General features: G+C 62.9%; 20 protein-coding genes. 11 read left to right on the top strand and 9 right to left on the bottom strand.

The window, feature by feature from the left end:
- Positions 1 to 40 precede the first annotated feature (40 nt).
- From ssuB to OZ911_RS01260, 7 genes are all read right to left on the bottom strand, one after another.
- A complete protein-coding gene (gene ssuB, locus OZ911_RS01290; protein ID WP_019096900.1) occupies positions 41 to 853 on the bottom strand; it encodes an aliphatic sulfonates ABC transporter ATP-binding protein in 813 nt (270 codons plus the stop codon).
- Entirely contained in the window at positions 850 to 1,647 is a 798-nt protein-coding gene (ssuC, locus tag OZ911_RS01285; protein WP_016484401.1) for an aliphatic sulfonate ABC transporter permease SsuC, read from the bottom strand. Before ssuC ends, ssuB begins: the two co-directional genes overlap by 4 nt.
- Before the next feature lie 10 nt (positions 1,648 to 1,657).
- The gene (ssuD, locus tag OZ911_RS01280; protein WP_016484400.1) at positions 1,658 to 2,806 is read right to left on the bottom strand and encodes an FMNH2-dependent alkanesulfonate monooxygenase; all 1,149 of its coding nucleotides are present in this window, start codon (positions 2,804 to 2,806) and stop codon (positions 1,658 to 1,660) included.
- Positions 2,807 to 2,865: 59 nt separating this feature from the next.
- Positions 2,866 to 3,831: a sulfonate ABC transporter substrate-binding protein gene (locus tag OZ911_RS01275; protein ID WP_070086760.1), complete on the bottom strand. Its 966-nt coding sequence runs from the start codon at positions 3,829 to 3,831 to the stop codon at positions 2,866 to 2,868.
- An 85-nt stretch (positions 3,832 to 3,916) separates the two neighbouring features.
- Positions 3,917 to 4,510: an NADPH-dependent FMN reductase gene (gene ssuE, locus OZ911_RS01270; RefSeq protein ID WP_016484398.1), complete on the bottom strand. Its 594-nt coding sequence runs from the start codon at positions 4,508 to 4,510 to the stop codon at positions 3,917 to 3,919.
- Positions 4,511 to 4,709: 199 nt separating this feature from the next.
- Positions 4,710 to 5,348 (bottom strand): peroxiredoxin, encoded by a 639-nt coding sequence (locus OZ911_RS01265; RefSeq protein WP_023047205.1) that lies wholly within the window; start codon positions 5,346 to 5,348, stop codon positions 4,710 to 4,712.
- A gap of 165 nt (positions 5,349 to 5,513) precedes the next feature.
- Positions 5,514 to 6,842 carry an OprD family porin gene (locus OZ911_RS01260; protein ID WP_016484396.1) on the bottom strand — a complete coding sequence of 443 codons (1,329 nt, stop codon included), beginning with the start codon at positions 6,840 to 6,842 and terminating at the stop codon, positions 5,514 to 5,516.
- 653 nt (positions 6,843 to 7,495) lie between these two features.
- Between OZ911_RS01260 and tauA the strand changes: the two genes are divergently transcribed.
- Genes tauA through tauD form a run of 4 tightly spaced genes read left to right on the top strand, consistent with a single transcriptional unit; the run spans position 7,496 to position 10,987 of the window.
- Positions 7,496 to 8,467 carry a taurine ABC transporter substrate-binding protein gene (gene tauA / locus OZ911_RS01255; protein WP_016484395.1) on the top strand — a complete coding sequence of 324 codons (972 nt, stop codon included), beginning with the start codon at positions 7,496 to 7,498 and terminating at the stop codon, positions 8,465 to 8,467.
- 13 nt (positions 8,468 to 8,480) lie between these two features.
- Positions 8,481 to 9,269: a taurine ABC transporter ATP-binding subunit gene (gene tauB, locus OZ911_RS01250; protein ID WP_016497543.1), complete on the top strand. Its 789-nt coding sequence runs from the start codon at positions 8,481 to 8,483 to the stop codon at positions 9,267 to 9,269.
- A complete protein-coding gene (gene tauC, locus OZ911_RS01245; RefSeq protein ID WP_060518078.1) occupies positions 9,266 to 10,105 on the top strand; it encodes a taurine ABC transporter permease TauC in 840 nt (279 codons plus the stop codon). The genes tauB and tauC overlap by 4 nt, the downstream gene beginning before the upstream one ends.
- Before the next feature lie 48 nt (positions 10,106 to 10,153).
- Positions 10,154 to 10,987 (top strand): taurine dioxygenase, encoded by an 834-nt coding sequence (gene tauD / locus OZ911_RS01240; RefSeq protein ID WP_016484392.1) that lies wholly within the window; start codon positions 10,154 to 10,156, stop codon positions 10,985 to 10,987.
- A 118-nt stretch (positions 10,988 to 11,105) separates the two neighbouring features.
- On the opposite strand, the gene betT is transcribed toward tauD, so the two are convergent.
- Together betT and epsC are read right to left on the bottom strand one after the other, a co-directional pair.
- Positions 11,106 to 13,067 carry a choline transporter BetT gene (gene betT, locus OZ911_RS01235; RefSeq protein WP_231995331.1) on the bottom strand — a complete coding sequence of 654 codons (1,962 nt, stop codon included), beginning with the start codon at positions 13,065 to 13,067 and terminating at the stop codon, positions 11,106 to 11,108.
- A gap of 332 nt (positions 13,068 to 13,399) precedes the next feature.
- A complete protein-coding gene (gene epsC / locus OZ911_RS01230) occupies positions 13,400 to 14,332 on the bottom strand; it encodes a serine O-acetyltransferase EpsC (RefSeq protein ID WP_023047208.1) in 933 nt (310 codons plus the stop codon).
- A gap of 331 nt (positions 14,333 to 14,663) precedes the next feature.
- On the opposite strand from epsC, the gene tcyJ reads away from it, so the two are divergent.
- The 7 genes from tcyJ to OZ911_RS01195 all read left to right on the top strand — a co-directional run bounded on the left by tcyJ (position 14,664) and on the right by OZ911_RS01195 (position 21,959).
- Positions 14,664 to 15,458: a cystine ABC transporter substrate-binding protein gene (gene tcyJ, locus OZ911_RS01225; protein WP_023047209.1), complete on the top strand. Its 795-nt coding sequence runs from the start codon at positions 14,664 to 14,666 to the stop codon at positions 15,456 to 15,458.
- Positions 15,455 to 16,123 (top strand): cystine ABC transporter permease, encoded by a 669-nt coding sequence (gene tcyL, locus OZ911_RS01220; protein ID WP_016484387.1) that lies wholly within the window; start codon positions 15,455 to 15,457, stop codon positions 16,121 to 16,123. Before tcyJ ends, tcyL begins: the two co-directional genes overlap by 4 nt.
- Before the next feature lie 2 nt (positions 16,124 to 16,125).
- The gene (gene tcyN, locus OZ911_RS01215; protein WP_016484386.1) at positions 16,126 to 16,884 is read left to right on the top strand and encodes an L-cystine ABC transporter ATP-binding protein TcyN; all 759 of its coding nucleotides are present in this window, start codon (positions 16,126 to 16,128) and stop codon (positions 16,882 to 16,884) included.
- A 326-nt stretch (positions 16,885 to 17,210) separates the two neighbouring features.
- Positions 17,211 to 18,452, top strand: coding sequence for an SfnB family sulfur acquisition oxidoreductase (locus OZ911_RS01210; RefSeq protein ID WP_060518091.1), 1,242 nt, complete (start codon positions 17,211 to 17,213; stop codon positions 18,450 to 18,452).
- A 141-nt stretch (positions 18,453 to 18,593) separates the two neighbouring features.
- A complete protein-coding gene (locus tag OZ911_RS01205) occupies positions 18,594 to 19,775 on the top strand; it encodes an SfnB family sulfur acquisition oxidoreductase (protein WP_023047210.1) in 1,182 nt (393 codons plus the stop codon).
- Positions 19,775 to 21,166, top strand: a complete 1,392-nt coding sequence (locus tag OZ911_RS01200) for an LLM class flavin-dependent oxidoreductase (RefSeq protein ID WP_016484383.1) — start codon at positions 19,775 to 19,777, stop codon at positions 21,164 to 21,166. The genes OZ911_RS01205 and OZ911_RS01200 overlap by 1 nt, the downstream gene beginning before the upstream one ends.
- Positions 21,159 to 21,959 (top strand): MetQ/NlpA family ABC transporter substrate-binding protein, encoded by an 801-nt coding sequence (locus OZ911_RS01195; protein ID WP_016484382.1) that lies wholly within the window; start codon positions 21,159 to 21,161, stop codon positions 21,957 to 21,959. Before OZ911_RS01200 ends, OZ911_RS01195 begins: the two co-directional genes overlap by 8 nt.

Genomic DNA, 21,959 nt, shown 5'->3' with positions numbered 1-21,959 from the left:
TCATTCCTTCTCTATGGCTTCAGTCTGGTGAGTGAGTCATTCAGTGCGCCCAACGCAGCTGCGTGGGCAGAGGGGCTACAGGATCCGGCTCGGGCGCAGTGCCCGGGGCCGACAGAACACGGTTGAGCACTTCGCTTTCCAGCGCGGCCAGGCGGTGCGAACCACGCGCGCGGGGCCGTGCCAGGTCGACGGTGAGGTCGAGCCCGACCTCGCCGTCCTCGATCAGGATCACCCGGTCAGCTACGGCTACCGCCTCGCTGACATCGTGAGTGACCAGCAGCACGGTGAAGCCGTGCTGACGCCACAGGCGTTCTATCAGTTGCTGCATCTCGATACGGGTCAATGCATCCAGCGCACCCAGCGGCTCGTCCAGCAGCAGCAGGCGTGGCTGGTGGATCAGCGCCCGCGCCAGGGCCACGCGCTGTTTTTGGCCACCCGACAGGGCTGCCGGCCATTCATTGGCGCGGTCGGCCAGGCCAACCGCCTCCAGCGCTTCCAGCGCACGTGGGCGCCAGTCACCCGACAGGCCCAGGCCAACGTTGTCGATCACCTTCTTCCACGGCAGCAAGCGTGCGTCCTGGAACATCAGGCGGGTTTCTTCGCGGGCCTCTTCCAGCGGCGCAGCGCCGGCCAGCAACTGCCCGGCCGTAGGCTGGTCGAGCCCGGCCAGCAGCCGCAGCAGGGTGCTTTTGCCGCAGCCGCTGCGGCCGACGATGGCAACGAACTGCCCCGCCGGAATGTGCAGGTCGATGCCCTTCAATACTTCGCGCTGGCCAAAGGTCTTGCGCAGGCCGTTAGAGGCCAGCGGGATGCCACGCAACAGGCGTGGCGGCTGTTCCTTGAGCACGGTCATGCGCCCTCCTTCTTGGCCACTTGATAGGCCGGGTGCCAGCGCAGCCACACACGTTCCAGGCCGCGAGCGGCGAGGTCGGCGAGTTTGCCAAGCACGGCATACAGGACGATGGCCAGTACCACCACGTCGGTCTGCAAGAACTCCCGGGCGTTCATCGCCAGGTAACCGATGCCGGCGTTCGCCGAAATGGTCTCGGCCACGATCAGGGTCAGCCACATGAAGCCCAGTGCGAAACGCACGCCCACCAGGATCGATGGCAGTGCACCCGGCAAGATCACCTGGCGGAACAGGCCGAAGCCGGACAAGCCATAGCTGCGCGCCATTTCTACCAGCGCCGGGTCGACATTGCGGATACCGTGGTAAGTGTTCAGGTAAATCGGGAACAGCGTGCCCAGCGCGACCAGGAAGATCTTTGCCGACTCGTCGATACCGAACCACAGGATCACCAGCGGGATCAGCGCCAGGTGCGGCACGTTGCGGATCATCTGCACCGAGCTGTCGAGCAGGCGTTCGCCCCAGTTCGACAGGCCAGTGATAAAGCCCAGCACCAGGCCGATGCTGCCGCCGATGGCGAAGCCCAGGCCGGCACGCCAGCCACTGATGGCCAGGTGTGTCCAGATATCGCCGCTGCGCACCAGCTCGACGCCGGCGCTGACGACAGCGCTAGGTGCCGGCAGGATGCGCGTCGACAGCCAGCCAGCGCTGACCGCCAGTTGCCAGACTGCCAGCAGCAGCACCGGCAGTGCCCACGGCGCCAGGCGCTGGGTCAGGGTGGAGGAAGTTGCACGACTCATGGCCCGGCCCTCAGCTCTGTGACACGGACTTGGGCAGGATGTCGTTGGCCACCATCTCGCCGAACGGGCTTACGTAGCCACCGGTTTTGGGTTGCTCCGGGCGCTGTACATCAAGGTGCGGGAAGAGCAGTTCGGCAACCCGATACGACTCTTCCAGGTGTGGATAACCCGAGAAGATGAAGGTATCGATCCCCAGGTCGGCATATTCCTTCACCCGCGCCGCGACAGTCGGGCCATCGCCTACCAGTGCGGTGCCGGCACCGCCACGTACCAGGCCAACGCCTGCCCACAGGTTGGGGCTGACTTCCAGGTTGTCACGGTTGCCGCCATGCAGGGCAGCCATGCGCTGCTGGCCCACCGAGTCGAAGCGCGCCAGCGAGGCCTGGGCACGGGCGATGGTGTCATCATCCAGGTGCGAAATCAGGCGGTCGGCGGCGGCCCACGCTTCTTCGTTGGTTTCGCGCACGATCACGTGCAGGCGGATACCGAAGCGTACTTCACGGCCTTGAGCAGCGGCTTTTTCGCGCACCTGGGCGATCTTTTCGGCAACGGCTGACGGTGGCTCGCCCCAGGTCAGGTACAACTCGACCTGTTCGGCGGCCAGGTCTTGGGCGGCCTCGGACGAACCGCCGAAATACAGCGGCGGGCGTGGTTGCTGAATCGGCGGGTAGAGCAGCTTGGCGCCCTTCACCTGGATGTGCTTGCCGTCGTAATCGACGTTTTCGCCTTCCAGCACCTTGCGCCAGATACGGGTGAACTCGACCGAGGCTTCGTAGCGCTCCTGGTGGTTCAGGTGCAGGCCATCACCGGCCAGCTCATCCGGGTCGCCACCGGTCACCAGGTTGAACAGCGCACGGCCATTGGACAGGCGGTCCAACGTTGCAGCCTGACGTGCTGCCACGGTCGGCGAAATGATCCCTGGGCGCAGGGCAACCAGGAATTTCAGATGCTGGGTCACAGGAATCAGCGACGCTGCCACCAGCCACGAGTCCTCGCAGGAGCGCCCGGTAGGTATCAGCACCCCACCAAAACCAAGGCGGTCGGCGGCCTGCGCGATCTGCTGCAGGTAACCGTGGTCGACCGCACGCGCGCCGTCGGAAGTGCCCAGGTACTTGCCGTCACCGTGGGTCGGGAGGAACCAGAAAATGTTAAGGCTCATTGGAGTTGTCTCCTCAAGGGTGGCTCAGCCAGGGCGGCGCCCCGGCACGGGCGAATCAATCAAGGCGCGCTAGCGACCTTGGCCGGGGGTGTCCAGATCACGTCCTTGATGCTCAGCGGCTTGGGTATGAGCTTGAGCGCCTGGAAGGTGTCGGCGACTTTCTGTTGCGCGGCCACTACCTCGGGGGTCAGCGGTGCAGCACCGTAGCCTTGGCGCTTGACCGAGGTCAGGGTGATGTCTGCGGGCAGGCCGAGCAGCGGTGCGACCTGATCGGTCACTTCCTGCGGGTTGGCCTGGGACCACTCGCCCACCGCGCGCACTTCTTCGACCAAGGTGTTGATCACCGTCGGGTGCTGGGTCGCATAGTTGCGGGTGGCCAGGTAGAACTGGTGGTTGTCGACCAGGCCCTTGCCATCACGCAGGGTGCGCGCCTGCAACTGTTGTTCGGCGGCGGCCTGGTACGGGTCCCAGATCACCCAGGCATCGACGCTGCCACGCTCGAATGCGGCGCGGGCATCGGCCGGGGGCAGGTAGACCGGCTGGATATCGCTGTACGTGAGGCCGGCGTCTTCCAGTGCACGGACCAGCAGGTAGTGCACGTTGGAGCCTTTGTTGAGGGCGACTTTCTTGCCCTTGAGTTCCTTGACCGACTGGATTGGCGACCCCTTGGGCACCAGGATCGCCTCGCTGTGCGGCGCGGGCGGCTCGTAGGCCACGTAGAGCAGATCAGCGCCGGCGGCCTGGGCAAATACGGGTGGGGTCTCGCCGGTAACACCAAAGTCGATGGAGCCGACGTTCAGCCCTTCAAGCAGCTGCGGGCCGCCGGGGAATTCGGTCCACTGCACCTGCACGCCTTGCTCGGCCAGGCGCTTCTCCAGCGTGCCCTTGGCCTTGAGCAGCACCAGGGTGCCGTATTTCTGGTAACCGATACGCAGGCTTTCGGCCTGGGCTTGGGTAATGGCGCCGAAGGACACAGCCGCCGCAAACAGGGCGACCAGACCGCGACGCAAGAAGACTGTGCGCATGGCGCTCTCCTGTGCGAATGAGGTTCGGGTTGCACCTGCTTGCCTCGTTGTCGGGCCAGTAAGGTGGTGAAGCGGGTAGTGCCGTTCAAATGCTCCAGCGGGCGCTGATCAGGCGTTCGTTCAGCACACCGGGGGCCACGGGGCGTGGCCGACGGGCCAAGGCAACGTGGAAGGTTTCAAGCGAGTCGTGCAGGCGCTCTTCCAGCGCTTGTACCAACTGCGCGGGCTTGGTGCCTTCTGCGTAAGCCACCTGGCTGTCGTCGGCGAAGATCCCTTGCAGGGTCTCTTGCGCCTTGAGTGCCGACAGCACCGGCTTCAATGCGTAATCCACCGCCAGCATGTGGGCGATGCTGCCGCCGGTGGCGATTGGCAACACGATCTTGTGGGCCAGGGCGCGTTCGGGCAGCAGGTCGAGCAAAGTTTTAAGGGCACCGGCAAACGAAGCCTTGTACACCGGGGTGGAAACGATCAGGCCATCGGCCTGGGCTACCAGCTGCTGGAAGTGCTGCACATGCGGGCTGTCGAAGCGGGCGTGCAGCAGGTCTTCGGCGGGGAAGTCACGTACCTGGAACGTCACCACCTCGACGCCACGGTCCTGTAGCCACTGGCGTGAACGCTCTAGCAGCACGCCGGAGCGTGAACGGAGACTTGGGCTACCACCGATTGAGACAACCAGCATTGCTGCGCTTCCTTGTGTTCTGTTGGAGGTGACATTAACAGCTGCTACATATATCTAGAAATCATATTTTTTCATTTGTTTATTCCATTATTGTCTTTGCTCGCGACGCGGCCCACACATTCTGCGCAGGCATAAAAAAGGGCCGTCGAAACGGCCCGAAAATCCCTGCTTGGCTAAGAGCAATGCAACGAGGAATCCATTAACGGTTTGGCTGAGGGGTCAGGCGCAGATAGGGTTTGACCGCCCGATATCCTCTGGGGAAGCGCTGCTTGATCTCTTCCTCATCTTTGAGCGAAGGCACGATCACCACCTCATCGCCGTCCTGCCAGTTACCGGGTGTGGCGACTTTGTGGTTGTCGGTCAGCTGCAGCGAGTCGATCACCCGCAGGATCTCATTGAAGTTGCGCCCGGTACTGGCCGGATAAGTGATGGTCAGGCGTACCTTTTTGTTCGGGTCGATGACGAACAGCGAGCGCACAGTCAGGGTGTCACTGGCGTTCGGGTGAATCAGGTCGTACAGGTCGGACACCTTGCGGTCGGCATCGGCAATGATCGGGAAGTTGACCACCGTGTTCTGGGTTTCGTTGATGTCCTCGATCCACTTATGGTGCGAGTCGACCGGGTCTACCGACAGGGCGATGGCCTTGACCCCGCGCTTGGCGAAGTCGTCCTTGAGTTTGGCGGTCAGGCCCAGCTCGGTGGTGCACACCGGGGTGAAGTCGGCCGGATGGGAGAACAACACCCCCCAGCTGTTGCCCAGCCACTCGTGGAAGCGAATTTTGCCTTCGCTGGAATCCTGTTCGAAATCGGGGGCGATATCGCCGAGTTTAAGGCTCATGGGCTGCGGCTCCTTGGCTGGGTTCTGTACCGTATGGGTTCAATGTGCCTGCATTCGGTTAAAAACAAAAAGAATAAATAACGATTTATTTATAACCATAATGCATACAAATTTGCAGGCACAAAAAAGCCTCGCATCACGCGAGGCTTCTTGTTCAGCTACGGCTTACAGGAAGTTGTAAGTGTAGTTGAAGATCAGACGGGTCTGATCCTGGTCAGCCAGCGAACTGGTGCCGGTGCCGCGGTACACACCGTGACGCAGGCTGGCGCCCAGGCCCTTGAAGGTGCCGTCCTGGATCACGTAGTCGATACGGGCATCACGCTCCCACTCGCTGAAGTGGCCGTTGCCGTTGGCATTTTTACCGTCTTCACCTTTCAGGTAGGCAACCGATGCTTTCAGGCCCGGCACGCCCAGGCGAGCGAAGTCGTAGGCGTACTGACCGAAGGTGGTGTTTTCACCGGCCTTGGCGAACTGGTTGATCATGCTGTCAGTGAACAGGTAGAAGCTGGAACCGCCGGCGCCTTCGTTGCGGCCATTACCATCTACCACGCTGCCCTGGTTCAGCCAGACGAAGCCACCGTCGTCATTGACGCGCTGATGGCCGAGCATCAGCGAGTGGCCACCCAGGGTGTAGGTGAACATCGCGGACCAGGTCTTGTTGTCGACCTCGCCAGTGTTCTTGGCATAGCCACCGTTGTTGTTGAAGCGGTAGCCGGCCTCGCCGTTCTTGCCGTCGCTGCTGCTGTCGAAGTAGCGCAGGTCGGTCTTGAACGACTGGTCGTCAGCGATCTTGAACACGTGAGTCGCGCCCAGGAAGTGCTGCTTGTAGAAGTCTTCCAGGTTCGAGTAGTAGTACTGCAGGGTCAGGTCTGGCGTGAGCTTGTAGTCCAGGCCGCCGTAACGGAACTTGTTGCTGTCCTGGGTAGCACCCGCTACCGACAGGCCGGTACGGTTGCTCGAAGCACGGCCCATGGCGTGGGTCAGCTGACCGGCGTTAATGGTCAGGTTGTCGATTTCCTTCGACTGGATGGTGCCACCCTCGAAGGTTTGCGGCAGCAGACGGCCATCGTTGGAGACCAGGATCGGCAGGTTCGGCGCCAGGGCGCTACCGTAGTGAACTTCGGTCTTCGAGAAGCGTGCCTTGGCGTTACCACCCACACGGGCCCACTGGCTTACAGCCGAACCGTCGGTGTCGCTTGGGAAGAAGGAGCTGTTGTCAGGGTGCTTGCCGCGGCCACCATCCAGGTGAATACCCCACAGGGCCTGGACGTCCACACCGAAACCAACGGTGCCTTCAGTGAAACCGGACAGGTAGTCGAGCTTGAAGCCCTGACCCGATTCACGGTTGTCAGCGCCACCGTCACGGTTGTCGTTGTTGAAGTACATGGTGCGCGAGCTAAGCGACAGTTTGCTGTCTTCGACGAAACCGGCAGCGCCTGCTTGTTGGGCGAGAACCCCCAGTGCCACGGCCAGGGCCAGGCTGGACTTGTACATGTTTTGCTCCTCTACGTTCTAATTTTTGTGTATCTCTGGCGGAGGGATCTGCTGCCCCTTCTCACCGTGGATTGGCGATTTAGTCCCAAAGCGTGACCACTAAGTCAATCGTTTCTAAACGTTTCGCGACTTTGGTCTAAGACGCCAGCTGCGCTACAGGATAATGACAATCCTATAAATCCAAAATGACCGTTTTATGAATTGGTAAGATTTTTACGGAATATGGTTGGAACCTTTACTGCCAAACGTTGTAGCAGCCTCGCCATTGATAACCATAAGTTATTTGCAAACGTTTGCTCATAACCTAATACCGTATCGTTCTATAGGGACGACAAAGCCTAGCAGCCCGCTCTGATTTCGCCACTGGGCAGGTTGCCCCACAGAAGCGGCGGCCTTTTACGGTCTTTGTGGGAGCGGCCTTGTGTCGCGATGGGGCGCGAAGCGGCCCCAGGACTTCAGCTTCGCCGCGTAAAATGCCGGGGCCGCATTGCGGCCCATCGCGACACAAGGCCGCTCCCACAAAGACCGCACTCCCCTTGGGCTTAAAGCATTTGGCTCCTAAGCTAATGCAAAAAAGTTATTTATTTAGAAATTCTTAGATCATTTAGTCTTCTCGCCATCCAACACCCTGATTGCCTGACGAGAGGTCCACCATGATCCCGCACGCTCCGCTGCGCCTGTTCGCTGCCCTGACCCTCGCCAGCACCAGCTGGTTTGCTCAGGCCGCCGACCTGACCGTGGCCTATCAGACCACCGTCGACCCGGCCAAAGTGGCCCAGGTCGATGGCGACTACGAAAAAGCCAGCAAGGCCAGCATCGACTGGCGCAAATTCGATAACGGCGCAGACGTGATCACTGCGGTGGCCAGCGGCGACGTGCAGATCGGCTACCTGGGCTCCAGCCCGCTGGCCGCTGCCGCCACCCGCAAACTGCCGGTCGAAACCTTCCTCATCGCCACCCAGATTGGTGCCGGTGAAGCCTTGGTCGCCCGCGACAGCATCAAGACGCCACAAGACCTGATCGGCAAGAAGGTCGCCGTGCCGTTCGTTTCCACCGGCCACTACAGCCTGCTGGCCGCCCTGAAAAGCTGGAACATCGACCCCTCCAAGGTCCAGATCCTCAACCTGGCGCCGCCGGCCATCATTGCCGCCTGGAAACGTGGTGACATCGACGCCACCTACGTCTGGGACCCAGCCTTGGGCGTGGCCAAGGAAAATGGCAAGGTGCTGATCACCTCTGGCGAACTGGCCCAGAAAGGCGCACCTACTTTCGATGCCTGGATTGTGCGCAAAGACTTCGCCGAGAAGCACCCCGAGGTGGTCAAAGCGTTTGCCAAAGTCACCCTCGATGCCTACGCCGACTACCGCAAGGACCCGAAAGCCTGGCTGGCCGACAAGGGCAACGTAGACAAGCTGGTGAAGCTGTCCGGCGCCAAGGCCAGCGACATCCCGGTGCTGCTGGAGGGCAACGTCTACCCACTGGCCGCAGACCAGGCCAACGCCCTGGGCGCGCCGACCACCCAGGCACTGACCGACACGGCCAACTTCCTCAAGCAGCAAGGCAAGGTCGACGCCGTACTGCCGGACTACTCGCCGTACGTCAGCGCCAAGTTCCTTCCAAACTGATCCGGAGCCCGTCATGGCCTTGCTCGAGCTGGAGCGCATCAGCGCACAGTACCCTGGCGCCAGCACCCCGGTGCTGGCCGACATCAACCTGAGCCTGGGGCCACGCCAGCTGCTGGTGGCCCTGGGGCCTTCCGGCAGCGGCAAGACCTCACTGCTCAACCTGATCGCCGGCTTTGTCGCCCCCAGCGGCGGGCGCATCACCCTCGACGGCGTACCGGTGCAAGGCCCTGGTGCCGAGCGCGGCGTGGTGTTCCAGGATGATGCCCTGCTGCCATGGCAGAACGTGCTGGGCAATGTCGCCTTCGGCCTCGAACTGGCCGGCGTGCCCCGCGCCCAGCGTGAGGCCAAGGCCCGGGAAATGCTCGCCCTCGTCGACCTTGATGGCTTCGGTGAGCGGCGCATCTGGCAATTGTCCGGTGGGCAGAAGCAGCGCGTTGGCCTGGCCCGCGCGCTGGCGGCCGACCCACGGGTATTGCTGATGGATGAACCGTTCGGCGCCCTCGACGCGTTCACCCGCGAGCAGATGCAGGAACTGCTGCTTCAGGTGTGGCAGCGCACCGCCAAGCCGGTGTTCCTGATTACCCACGACATCGAAGAAGCGGTGTTCCTCGCCAGCGAGCTGGTACTGCTGGCGCCCAACCCGGGGCGCGTGGTGGAACGCCTGCAACTGGACTTCGGCCAGCGCTATGCCGCTGGCGAATCGGCCCGGGCCATCAAGTCCGACCCCGCCTTTATCGAAACCCGCGAGCATGTACTGGCGCGGGTGTTCTCCCAACGCCAAAGCCTGCAGGAGCGCGCATGAGCAGCCTGGACCTGCCGGTCGCCGGCAAACACACCGCACAAACCCGGCCCGCCGCCAAGCTGCGCCGACCACTGTCCACTCGCTGGATCAGCACCCTGACCTTGGCCAGCCTGCTGCTGGTCTGGTGGCTGGTGACGGCCGCCGGCTGGATCGAGCCCCTGTTCCTGCCCTCGCCCGGCGACATCCTGGCCAGGGCCTGGACCCTGCTGACCCAGGGCTACATGGACGCCAGCCTGTGGCAGCACCTGGGCGCAAGCCTGGGCCGTATCGGCCTGGCGCTGGTGGCCGCGACCCTGACCGCGATCCCGGTCGGCATCGCCATCGGCTACAACCGCGTGGCCCGTGGCATCCTCGACCCGCTGATCGAGTTCTACCGGCCCATCCCGCCGCTGGCCTACCTGCCGTTGATCGTCATCTGGTGCGGTATCGGCGAGCTGTCGAAGGTGCTGCTGATCTACCTGGCGATCTTCGCCCCGATCGCCATTGCCACCGCCACCGGTGTGCGCACGGTCGACCCGGCCAAGCTGCGGGCGGCGCAGTCGCTGGGCGCGACCAAGGCCCAACTGATCCGCCATGTGATCCTGCCCAGTGCGCTGCCCGACATCCTCACCGGCATCCGCATCGGCCTGGGGGTCGGCTGGTCGACACTGGTAGCCGCCGAGCTGATTGCCGCCACCAGCGGCCTGGGCTTCATGGTCCAGTCGGCGGCGCAGTTCCTGGTCACCGATGTGGTGGTGCTGGGCATTTTGCTGATCGCCCTGATCGCCTTCGCCCTGGAAATGAGCCTGCGGGCCCTGCAACGCAAACTGGTGCCCTGGCACGGGCAGAGCCACTGATTGCCGACTGACCACGCCGGCAACCCGGCGCCTAGAACGAGAAAAAACATGAGCCTGACCGTTACCCCTCTCAGCCCGGCCCTCGGTGCCCAGATCAGCGGCGTGGACATCAGCCGCGATATCACTGCAGAAGAGCGCGACGCCATCGAGCAGGCGCTGCTCAAGCATCAGGTGCTGTTCTTCCGCGACCAGCCGATCAACCCGGAGCAGCAGGCGCGCTTTGCCGCCCGCTTCGGCGACCTGCACATTCACCCGATCTACCCCAACGTGCCGGAAACCCCGCAGGTGCTGGTGCTCGACACGGCAGTCACCGATGTACGCGACAACGCCGTGTGGCACACCGACGTGACCTTTTTGCCGACCCCGGCACTGGGCGCGGTGCTCAGCGCCAAGCAGCTGCCCGCTTACGGTGGCGATACCCTGTGGGCCAGCGGCATTGCGGCCTTCGAAGCCTTGTCGGCGCCGCTGCGTGAAATGCTTGATGGGCTGACCGCCACCCACGACTTCACCAAGTCGTTTCCGCTGGAGCGCTTTGGCACCACGCCGGAAGACCTGGCGCGCTGGGAGGCCACACGGCGTAACAACCCCCCGCTGTCGCACCCGGTGGTGCGCACACATCCGGTGAGCGGGCGCCAGGCGTTGTTCGTCAATGAAGGGTTCACTACACGCATCAATGAACTGAGCGAACTGGAGAGCGATGCGCTGCTGAGGCTGCTGTTCGCCCATGCGACGCGACCGGAGTTCAGCATTCGCTGGCGTTGGCAGGAAAATGATGTAGCGTTCTGGGACAACCGCGTGACCCAGCATTTTGCGGTGGATGATTACCGGCCGAACCGGCGGGTGATGCACAGGGCGACCATCCTGGGGGATGCACCTTTCTGACAGATTTTGGGAGGCCTTTGGCCTCTATTCGCAGCACAAGGCTGCTCCTGCAAGGGATCACGTATCCTTGTAGGAGCAGCCTTGTGCTGCGAATGGGCCGCAAAGCGGCCCCGGCGATCTAACGGACCAGATGCAGGTACTGCATGTGCCGCTCGTACTGGTCGAGGATGTCGTTGATGATCTGCTCTTTGCTGTAGCCCACCAGGTCATAATTCTGGCTGCCTTCGCTCAAGTGCACCTCCGCACGGTAATAGCGGCGGTTCTTCAACTCCTGCGCACCCAACCCACCCAGGGCGAACGATGGCGTGAAATAGCCACGCATCTGCACCTGGTAAATGAACGGCTGCTCCTCGCCATGGCCAATTTTCAGGCTGACGTTGTCATGGCTCGGGTCATCCTGGGTGATCAGCACCAGGCCCTTCTGCTCGAACACTTCACGCACATCGGCAATCGCCGGGCGCACCACGTCGTCCATGAAGCGGTACACCTCATCACGCGACGGGAAGTGCACCGCCTGGCTCAGGCGCTGGCGCCAGCCGCCACGGCCGCGACGTGACTGGGCGAACGGGGCCAGCGAGTGCATCTGCGCGATCTGCCGTTGCGACTCCAGGTAGAACGCCTTGTGCAGCCCCCACATCATGCACAGCAGGATCAGCGAGAACGGCAACGAGGTCAGTACCACCGCCGACTTCAGCGAATCGATGCTGCCCGCGAACAGCAGTGCGCTGGTAATCAGTGCAGTCATGGCGCCCCAGAAGATACGCAGCCAGTTCGGGCCGTCCTCATCTGCATCGCCACCCTTGGCCGACAAGGTCGACAGCACCACGGTGCCTGAGTCGGCCGACGTCACGAAGAACACGAAGCTGATGAACACCGTGGTGGCGATCACCGCCTTGCTCCACGGGTAGGTTTCCAGCAGCAGGTAAAGGCTCATCGACGGGTTATCCAGTGCCGACTGGCCCAGCGCGGTCATGCCGTGATTGATGACCTGGTCCAGAGCGCTGTTACCGAAAATCGACATCCACGCCAGGGTAAAGCCCAGCGGAATCAGCAGCACGCCGAAGACAAACTCGCGAATGGTGCGGCCGCGGGAAATGCGCGCGATGAACAGGCCCACGAACGGTGCCCAGGCAATCCACCAGGCCCAGTAGAACACCGTCCAGCCGCCCAGCCAGTCGCGGTTTTCACCGTAGGCATACACGTCGAAGCTTTTGCGTGGCAACGCGCCCAGGTAATCGCCAAGGTTCTGGATCAGCGTGTTGAACAGGTGCTGTGTAGGCCCGGCAAACAATACGAACAACAGCAGCGCGCAGGCGAGGAACAGGTTGATGTCGCTCATCACCCGCACCCCCTTCTCTACCCCGGCGACGGCCACGGCCACCGCCGCGCCCATCATCAGGGTGATGAGGATCACCTGCACCCACTGGCTGTGGCTGATGCCGAACAGGTAGTCCAGACCGGCGTTCAAATGCAGCACGCCAAAGCCCATGTCGGCACCCAGGCCGAACACCGTGGCGATGATGCCGAAGCCATCCACTGCGTAGCCAATCGGCCCGTTGATGCGCTTGCCAATCAGCGGGTACAGCGCCGAACGTAATGCCAGCGGCAGGTTGTGGCGGTAGGCGAAGTAGGCCAGCGCCATGCCGACGAAGGCGAATACGCCCCAGCCATGCAGGCCCCAGTGCAGGAACAGGATCTGCATCGCCTGGCGCCCGGCCTCGGCCGTGCCCGCTTCGCCCTGGGGCGGCTGCAACATGTGCGTCAGCGGCTCGGAGACACAGAAGAAGAACAGGGTAATGCTGATACCGGCGGCAAACAGCATGCCGGCCCATGAGAGGTAACTGAACTCGGGTTCGTCGTGGTCGGCACCGAGCTTGATCTTGCCATAGCCGGACAAGGCGGTGACCACCACGAAGACCAGGTACAGCGTCATGGCCAACATGTAATACCAGCCGACCGTATTGGCCGCCCAGTTCTGCGCCGCCAGCAGCCAGTCGCCTGCGGCTTGCGGGTTGGAGATGACCACCAGGCCAAAGATGAGGATAAAACTTGCCGCAAAGTAGAACACCGGGGGGTTCATGCGGATTTTGCCATTGGCAGCGGAAGTGTTCGGTGCACTCATCGGGCGTGCACCTCGTCGAATGACGTGAGGTTCGAAATGAACGGGTTCAGCAAAGGAATCCTCCTGTTGAACACCGGCAGCGGACCAGCGTTTTTCATTGAACAAGCGTTCAAGTTAAACATGGATCGGTTTTCAATGCGAATTGGGACGCTGATTGGTGTTGTCCTGTACCGGCCCTTTCGCGGGTAAACCCGCTCCCACAGGTACTGCACAAGCCTCAGTCTTTGTGGGGTACCTGTGGGAGCGGGTTTACCCGCGAAAGGGCCGGTACAGGCTAAGCAAATGCTAGATCAATTCTTGTCCTGGCAATCCAGCTGCAGGTTGGCCTGGGTGATGTTGCTTTCAGCAGGCACACTGCGGGTCAGCCACACGTTACCGCCAATGGTCGAACCCTTGCCGATGGTAATACGCCCCAGCACCGTGGCCCCGGCGTAGATCACCACATCGTCCTCGACAATCGGATGGCGCGGCAGGCCTTTGTGCAGGGTGCCGGACTCATCGCTGGGGAAGCGTTTGGCGCCCAGGGTCACCGCCTGGTAGATACGCACGCGCTCGCCGATGATCGCGGTTTCACCAATGACCACCCCGGTACCGTGGTCGATGAAGAAGCTCGGGCCGATCTGTGCGCCCGGGTGAATATCGATACCGGTCGCCGAATGCGCCAGCTCCGAACTGATCCGTGCCAGCAGTGGCAGGCCGGCCCGGTACAGGTGGTGCGCCAGGCGGTGGTGGATGATCGCCAGGATACCCGGGTAGCACAGCAGCACTTCATCGACGCTGCGCGCGGCGGGGTCGCCGTGGTAGGCGGCCAGCACGTCGGTGTCGAGCAGCACCCGCATTTCCGGCAGCGCAGCAGCAAAGCCCTGGATCAGCTTCAACGCATGGCCATCGACGCTGGCCAGCTCAGCCTTGCTTTGCCGGGCGGCATAGCGCAACTCCAGGCGCGCCTGGGTCAGCAATGCAGTCAGCGCGGCATCCAGGGTATGGCCAACGTAGAAGTCTTCGCTCTCTTCGCGCAGGTCCACAGGCCCAAGGCGCATGGGGAACAACGCGCCGCACAGTTGCTCCAGGATCTGCCGCATCGCCTCGCGCGACGGCAGCTCGCGCCCGCCCTGCTCGCCAATGCTGCGGCCATTGCGGGTGCGCCACTGCTCACGGGCGCCACGCAGGCCAGTGACAATGCTGTGCAACTGCCAGTGCGCGGATGAAGGTTGTTCGCTCACGGTTTTCTCCTGCCTGAGTCGGCCAAACTATTTTTATCGGCAGGCTAGGCCCTTTCGCGGGTTTACCCGCGAAGAGGCCCACCCTGCTTACATACAGCCCACTCTACGGCAAATCCGTCCCTTGGAAAAAACAACGCTTTATTCCATCCTGCGCTAAGTCAGGCATAAGCCGCGATGACGTAGCGAGCATCCTCGCCTACCCTCAAAGCAGCCAGCATCTGGCACAAACAAAAAAGGGAATAACAAAATAATTTTTTAGTATTTCCTGGCCTAAAAAGCCAACCCTATAGTCGCCACCTCACTACTTACACAACAAGCGCGGGGCTCTGACATGTCGAAATTCGCCAAACCGCTACTCAACGCCAGCCTGGCCATCCTGCTGGGTGCCGGCCTGCTCAGCCAGGCGTTCGCCGGCGAGCAGTTGAAGACCATCCAGGAAAAAGGCGTGATCAACGTCGGCCTCGAAGGCACCTACCCACCGTTCAGTTTCCAGGACGAGAACGGCAAGCTGGCGGGCTTCGAAGTGGAGCTTTCGGAACTGCTGGCCAAGGAGCTGGGGGTCAAGGCCAAGATCCAGCCGACCAAGTGGGATGGCATCCTTGCCGCGCTGGAATCCAAGCGCCTGGACGTGGTGGTCAATCAGGTGACCATCTCCGAGGAGCGCAAGAAGAAATACGATTTCTCTGAGCCCTATACCGTTTCGGGCATCCAGGCCCTGATCCTGAAGAAGAAAGCCGCGGACCTGAACATCAAGACCGCGCAAGACCTGGCCGGCAAAAAAGTCGGCGTGGGCCTGGGCACCAACTACGAACAGTGGGTCAAGCAAGACGTCCCGAAAGCCGAAGTGCGCACCTATGAAGACGACCCGAGCAAGTTCGCCGACCTGCGCAACGGCCGTATCGATGCCATCCTGATCGACCGCTTGGCCGCGCTGGAATACGCGCAAAAAGCCAAAGACACCGAACTGGCCGGCGATGCCTTCTCGCGCCTGGAAAGCGGCGTGGCGCTGCGTAAGGGCGAGCCTGAACTGCTGGCGGCCATCAACAAGGCCATCGACAAGCTAAAGGCTGACGGCAGACTGGCCAAGCTGTCCGAAAAATACTTCGGTGCCGATGTCACCAAATGATTGCTGAAAGCCTGCAACTCGTTGTCGACTCCGCGCCCTTCCTGCTGAAGGGCGCGGGTTATACAGTGCTGCTCAGTGTCGGCGGCATGTTCTTCGGCCTGCTGCTGGGCTTTGCCCTGGCGCTGATGCGGCTTTCGAAGCTCTTGCCGCTGAACTGGCTGGCGCGGATCTACGTGTCGTTCTTCCGCGGCACGCCGCTGCTGGTGCAGTTGTTCGTGATCTATTTCGGCATGCCGCAGATCGGCATCGAACTCGATCCCATCCCGGCTTCGCTGATCGGCCTTTCGCTGAACATGGCGGCCTACATTTGCGAGATCCTGCGCGCTGCAATCTCCTCGATCGACCGTGGCCAGTGGGAAGCCGCCGCCAGTATCGGCATGACCCGCGTCCAGGCCATGCGCCGGGCGATCCTGCCACAAGCCTTGCGTACCGCCCTGCCCCCGCTGGGCAACAGCTTCATTTCACTGGTCAAGGACACTGCGCTGGCCGCGACCATCCAGGTGCCAGAGCTGTTCCGCCAGGCGCAGCTGATTACCGCACGCACCTTCGAAGTGTTCACCATGTACGTGGCGGTCGCGGTCATCTACTGGGTGCTGTGCAGCATCCTCGCGCACTTCCAGAACCGCATGGAAGCGCGGGTCAACCAGCATGACCAGGAGCAATGAGCATGATTGAAGTCAAAGGCCTGACCAAGCAGTTCAAGGGCCAGACCGTGCTCAACGGCATCGACCTGACCGTGCAGCCCGGCGAAGTGGTGGCCATCATCGGCCCCAGCGGCTCGGGCAAGACCACCTTCCTGCGCTGCCTGAACCTGCTGGAAACCCCCGACGCCGGGCAGATCAAGATAGGCGCCATCAGCATCGATGCCAACCGCCCGCTGGGTGGCCAGCAAAGTGCGATACGCCGCCTGCGCCAGCAGGCCGGGTTCGTATTCCAGAACTTCAACCTGTTCCCCCACCGTACCGCCCTGGAGAACGTGATCGAGGGGCCGGTGATCGTCAAGAAGACGCCCCGCGAGCAAGCCATCGAACTGGGCCGGCGCCTGCTGGCCAAGGTCGGTCTGGCAGGCAAGGAAGACGCCTACCCACGGCGCCTGTCGGGCGGGCAGCAGCAACGGGTGGCCATCGCCCGCGCCCTGGCCATGGAGCCGGAGGTGATCCTGTTCGACGAACCCACCTCGGCACTGGACCCGGAGCTGGTGGGTGAAGTGCTGGCGACCATCCGCGGCCTGGCCGAGGAGAAACGCACCATGATCATTGTCACCCACGAGATGAGCTTTGCCCGGGACGTAGCGAACCGGGTGATCTTCTTCGACAAGGGCGTGATCGTGGAACAGGGCGAGGCCAAGGCACTGTTTGCGGCGCCGAAGGAAGAGCGTACCCGCCAGTTCCTGCGCAAGTTCCTCGGCACTGCCGCCTCCGAGTAAACCTGTTCCGGCCTCTTCGCGGGCACGCCCGCTCCCACAGGTGTCGCACCGGTTTCAATACCTGTGCAGTACCTGTGGGAGCGGGCGTGCCCGCGAAAGGGCCGGCACATCTGTAACAAATCCCTCCTTCTATACATATTCCAAAGAGTTAGTTCATAAACTTTTTATAAAGCATTAGGGTATATAAACCGGACCACCGGACCAGCACACATTTGTCGCGACCAGCTGTAGCGACACAACTTTTTTGTGAGGTCAGGAATGGTCAGGATCACAATCACCCCAGTGCGTATCGCCAGGGCATTGAGTGCAGCCAAGGAGCGGTACTGATGTCCAGCCAGCCAAATACCCAATTCCATAGCGATCTCGACAGCTCGCCCCTGCTGCTGCCGGCCAAGGTACTGCGCACCGACGCCGAAGCCCTGCAAGCGGCCCGTGAACTGGCCGAGGTTGCCCGCGAGCAAGCCGCCCGCCGCGACCAGCAACGCAAACTGCCGTGGGCGGAGATCGAGCTGTTCACCCGCAGCGGCCTGGGCAGCATCAGCGTACCCAAGGCCCACGGCGGCCCCGACGTGTCGTTCGCAACCGTGGCCGAAGTGTTCCGCCTGATCAGTGCCGCCGACCCGGCCCTGGGGCAGATCCCGCAGAACCAGTTCGGCATGCTGCAACTGATTCGCCTGACAGCCACCGAGGCGCAACAGGCGCTGATCTTCCGCAGCGTGCTCGACGGCTGGCGCATCGGCAATGCCGGCCCCGAACGCGGCACCAAGGACACCCTCACCCTCAAGGCCCGGATCACCCGCGCCGGCGACAGCTATCGCATCAGCGGCGAGAAGTTCTATTCCACCGGTGCCCTGTTCGCCCACTGGGTGGCGGTAAAAGCCCTCGACGAGGAAGGTCGTCAGCGCCTGGCGTTCGTGCGCCGTGGCAGCCCGGGGCTGCGCATCGTCGATGACTGGTCCGGGTTCGGCCAGCGCACCACCGCCAGCGGCACTGTATTGCTGGACGAGGTGCCGGTAGACGCGGAGCTGGTGATCGACAACTGGCGCCAGCGTGACATCCCCAACATCCAGGGCGCAGCCTCGCAGCTGATCCAGGCGGCGATCGACGCCGGCATTGCCGAAGCGGCAATCGACGATGCGATCACGTTCGTGCGGGAAAAGTCCCGCCCGTGGATCGAAGCCAACGTGGACCGCGCCAGTGACGACCCTTATGTGATTGCCGACATCGGCCGCCTGAAGCTCGAACTGCACGCTGCCGAAGCGCTGCTACGCAGAGCCGCGCGGGTACTCGACGAGGTCAATGCTGCGCCCATCGACGCAGCCAGCGCGGCACGCGCCTCGATTGCGGTGGCCGAGGCCAAGGTGCTGACCACCGAAATTGCCCTGCAGGCCAGCGAGAAGCTGTTCGAACTGGCCGGCAGCCGCGCCACCCTTGCCGAGTTCAACCTCGACCGCCACTGGCGCAATGCCCGGGTGCACACCCTGCACGACCCGGTGCGCTGGAAGTACCACGCGGTGGGCGCGTACCACCTCAACGGCACCCTGCCTGCGCGGCATTCCTGGATCTGATTTGCTGCCTTTGGGGCTGCTGCGCAGCCCTTCGCGGGCTTGCCCGGTCCCACAGGATTACCGCCGCCTGAACTGGCATCACTTTACCTGTGGGAGCGGGCAAGCCCGCGAAGGGCCGCGAAGCGGCCCCCGGAGAACTCTATGACAATCGCTATCATCACCAGCGACGCTCAGGCCCTGGCCGTCGCCGAAGACATCGCCCAGCAACTGCGCCGCGACAGCGTCCTGCGCGATCGCGAGCGCCGCCTGCCGCATACCGAGCTGGAGCTGTTCACCCGCTCCGGCCTGTGGGCCATCAGCGTGCCCAAGGCCTTTGGCGGCGCCGGCGTGTCCCACGTCACCCTGGCCAAGGTCATCGCCCGTATCGCCCAGGCCGACGGCTCGCTCGGGCAAATCCCGCAAAACCATTTCTACGGCCTGGAAGTGCTGCGGGTAAACGGCACCCCCGAGCAGCAACAGCGCCTGTACGCCGAAGTACTCGCCGGCCGGCGCTTCGGCAATGCGCTGGCCGAGCTGGGCACCAAAACCGCCAACGATCGCACCACCCGCCTGAGCCGTGACGGCGACGGCTTTCGCATCAACGGCCGCAAGTTCTATTCCACCGGCGCCATCTACGCCCAGCGCATTCCCACCTCGGTCGTCGATGAACAAGGCGTGCAGCAGCTGGCCTTCGTCCCGGCCGATAGCCAGGGCTTGCAGGTGATCGACGACTGGAGCGGCTTCGGTCAGCGGACCACTGGCAGCGGTTCGGTGGTGTTTGACAACGTGTACGTCAGCGCCGCCGATGTGGTGCCGTTCCAGAGCGCGTTCGAGCGCCCCACGCCGGTCGGGCCGCTGGCGCAAATTCTTCATGCTGCCATCGACACTGGCATCGCCCGCGCCGCTTATGAAGATGCCCTGCACTTCGTGCGCACCCGCAGCCGCCCGTGGGTCGACTCGGGCCTGGACAAGGCTACGGATGACCCGCTGACGCTGAAGAGTTTCGGCCACCTGGCGATCCGTCTGCATGCCGCCGAAGCCCTGCTGGAGCGCGCCGGCGAATACCTCGACCGCGCCCGCGACGACAGCACGGCCGACAACGTGGCCGCCGCCTCCATTGCCGTGGCCGAAGCACGTGCCATCAGCACCGAGATTTCGCTCGCTGCCGGTACTGCCCTGTTCGAACTGGGCGGCAGCCAGGCAACGCTGGCCGAGCACAACCTCGACCGCCACTGGCGCAACGCCCGCGTGCATACCCTGCACGACCCGGTGCGCTGGAAGTATCACGCCATCGGCAACTACTACCTCAACGATACCAACCCGCCACGCCGGGGGACCATCTGATGGCCAGGCAGATTCTGCTCAATGCCTTCAACATGAACTGCATCGGGCACATCAACCACGGCCTGTGGACCCACCCACGGGATACCTCGACCCAGTACAAGTCCCTGGAATACTGGACCGATCTGGCCCGCCTGCTGGAGCGCGGCCTGTTCGACGGGCTATTCATTGCCGACATCGTCGGCACCTACGACATCTACGGCCAGTCGCTGGACGTCACCCTCAAGGAGTCGATCCAGCTGCCGGTCAACGACCCGCTGCTGCTGGTTTCGGCCATGGCTGCCGTCACCCGCCATCTGGGGTTCGGCCTTACCGCCAACCTCACCTACGAAGCGCCATACCTGTTCGCCCGGCGGCTTTCCACCCTCGACCACCTGAGCAATGGCCGGGTGGGCTGGAACATCGTCACCGGCTACCTCGACAGCGCCGCCCGGGCCATGGGCCTTGAGCAGCAACCCGAGCATGACCGTCGCTACGACCAGGCCGACGAATACCTGCAAGTGCTTTACAAGCTGCTGGAAGGCAGCTGGGCCGATGACGCGGTGGTCGCAGACCGCAAGCAGCGCGTCTATGCCCGGCCCGACAAGGTGCGCAAGGTCAGCCACCACGGCGAGTTCTACAACGTCGAGGGCTATCACCTGAGCGAACCCTCGCCGCAACGCACCCCAGTACTGTTCCAGGCCGGCAGCTCGCAGCGTGGCCTGGCGTTCGCCGGCAACCATGCCGAATGCGTGTTCATCAGTGGCCAGGACAAGGCCGCCACCCGCGCCCAGGTCGACAAGGTGCGCGCTGCCGCCCAGGCCGCCGGGCGCGACCCGCAAGCGATCAAAGTGTTCATGGGCATCACGGTGATCGTCGCCCCTACCGAGCAAGCGGCCCAGGCCAAGCATGCCGAATACCTGCGCCATGCAAGCCCCGAGGCCGGCGTCGCGCACTTCGCCGCCTCCACCGGCATCGACTTTGCGGCCTACGGGCTGGACGAGCCGATTGGCTTCAGCCAGGGCAATGCCATCCAGTCCGCCACGCGCCAGTTGCAGAACAGCGCCTGGACCCGCCGTCGCCTGCTTGAACAGCACGCCCTGGGTGGCCGCTACGTAACCCTGGTCGGCTCACCGGAACAGGTGGCCGAACAGTTGATCGCCTGGATCGACGAAACCGGGCTGGACGGTTTCAACCTGACCCGCACCGTCACCCCGGAAAGTTTCGAGGACTTCATCGACCTGGTCATCCCGCAGTTGCAACAGCGTGGCCGCTACAAGACCGCCTATGCCGAAGGCACCCTGCGCGAAAAGCTGTTCCAGGCCGACCACCCGCACCTGCCCGCCGACCACCCGGGCTCGACCTACCGCTTTACCCCAACCCCTGCCCCGACTGGAGCCCTGCACCATGCTTGAGAAACTGTTCCGGCCCGTCGCGGCCATTGCCCTCACCCTGGGCCTGTCCGCCAGTGTCCTGGCTGCCGAACCGCTGAAGATCGGCACCACCTCGGCTTTTGCCATTCCGCTGGAAGCCGCCGTGGAAGAAGCGCACAAGCAAGGCCTGGAAGTGAAGCTGATCGAATTCAGCGACTGGATCGCGCCCAACGTCAGCCTCAACAGCGGCGACATCGACGTGAACTACTTCCAGCACATCCCGTTCCTGGAGAACGCCAAGGCTGCTGCGGGCTTCAACCTGGTGCCTTACGCCTCGGGCATCATCAACAACGTTGGCCTGTACTCGAAAAAGTACAAGAGCTTTGCCGAGCTGCCTGAGGGCGCCAGCGTGGCGATCGCCAACGACCCGATCAACAGCGGCCGTGGCCTGCAACTGCTGGCCAAGGCCGGGCTGATCACCCTGAAGCCAGGTGTTGGTTACAAGGCCACCGAGGACGACATCGTCGCCAACCCGAAAAAGCTGAAAATCCTTCAGGTCGAGGCGGTTCAGCTGGTCCGCGCCTACGACGACGCCGACCTGGTGCAGGGCTACCCGGCCTACATCCGCCTGGCCAACACCTTCGATGCCACCTCGGCATTGCTGTTCGACGGCCTGGAAAACAAGGAATACGTGATCCAGTTCGTCATCCGCCCGCAAAGCAAGGACGACCCACGGCTGGCCAGGTTCGTCGACATCTACCAGCACTCTCCGGTGGTGCGCGCAGCATTGGACAAAGCCCACGGCAAGCTCTACCAAGCCGGTTGGGAAGGCTGA

The sequence above is a fragment of the Pseudomonas fortuita genome (assembly GCF_026898135.2).
In the GTDB taxonomy this organism is placed as follows: Bacteria; Pseudomonadota; Gammaproteobacteria; order Pseudomonadales; family Pseudomonadaceae; genus Aquipseudomonas; species Aquipseudomonas fortuita.
Note: the sequence above shows the minus strand (reverse complement) of the source record. Positions and strands in the feature narration are given on the sequence as shown.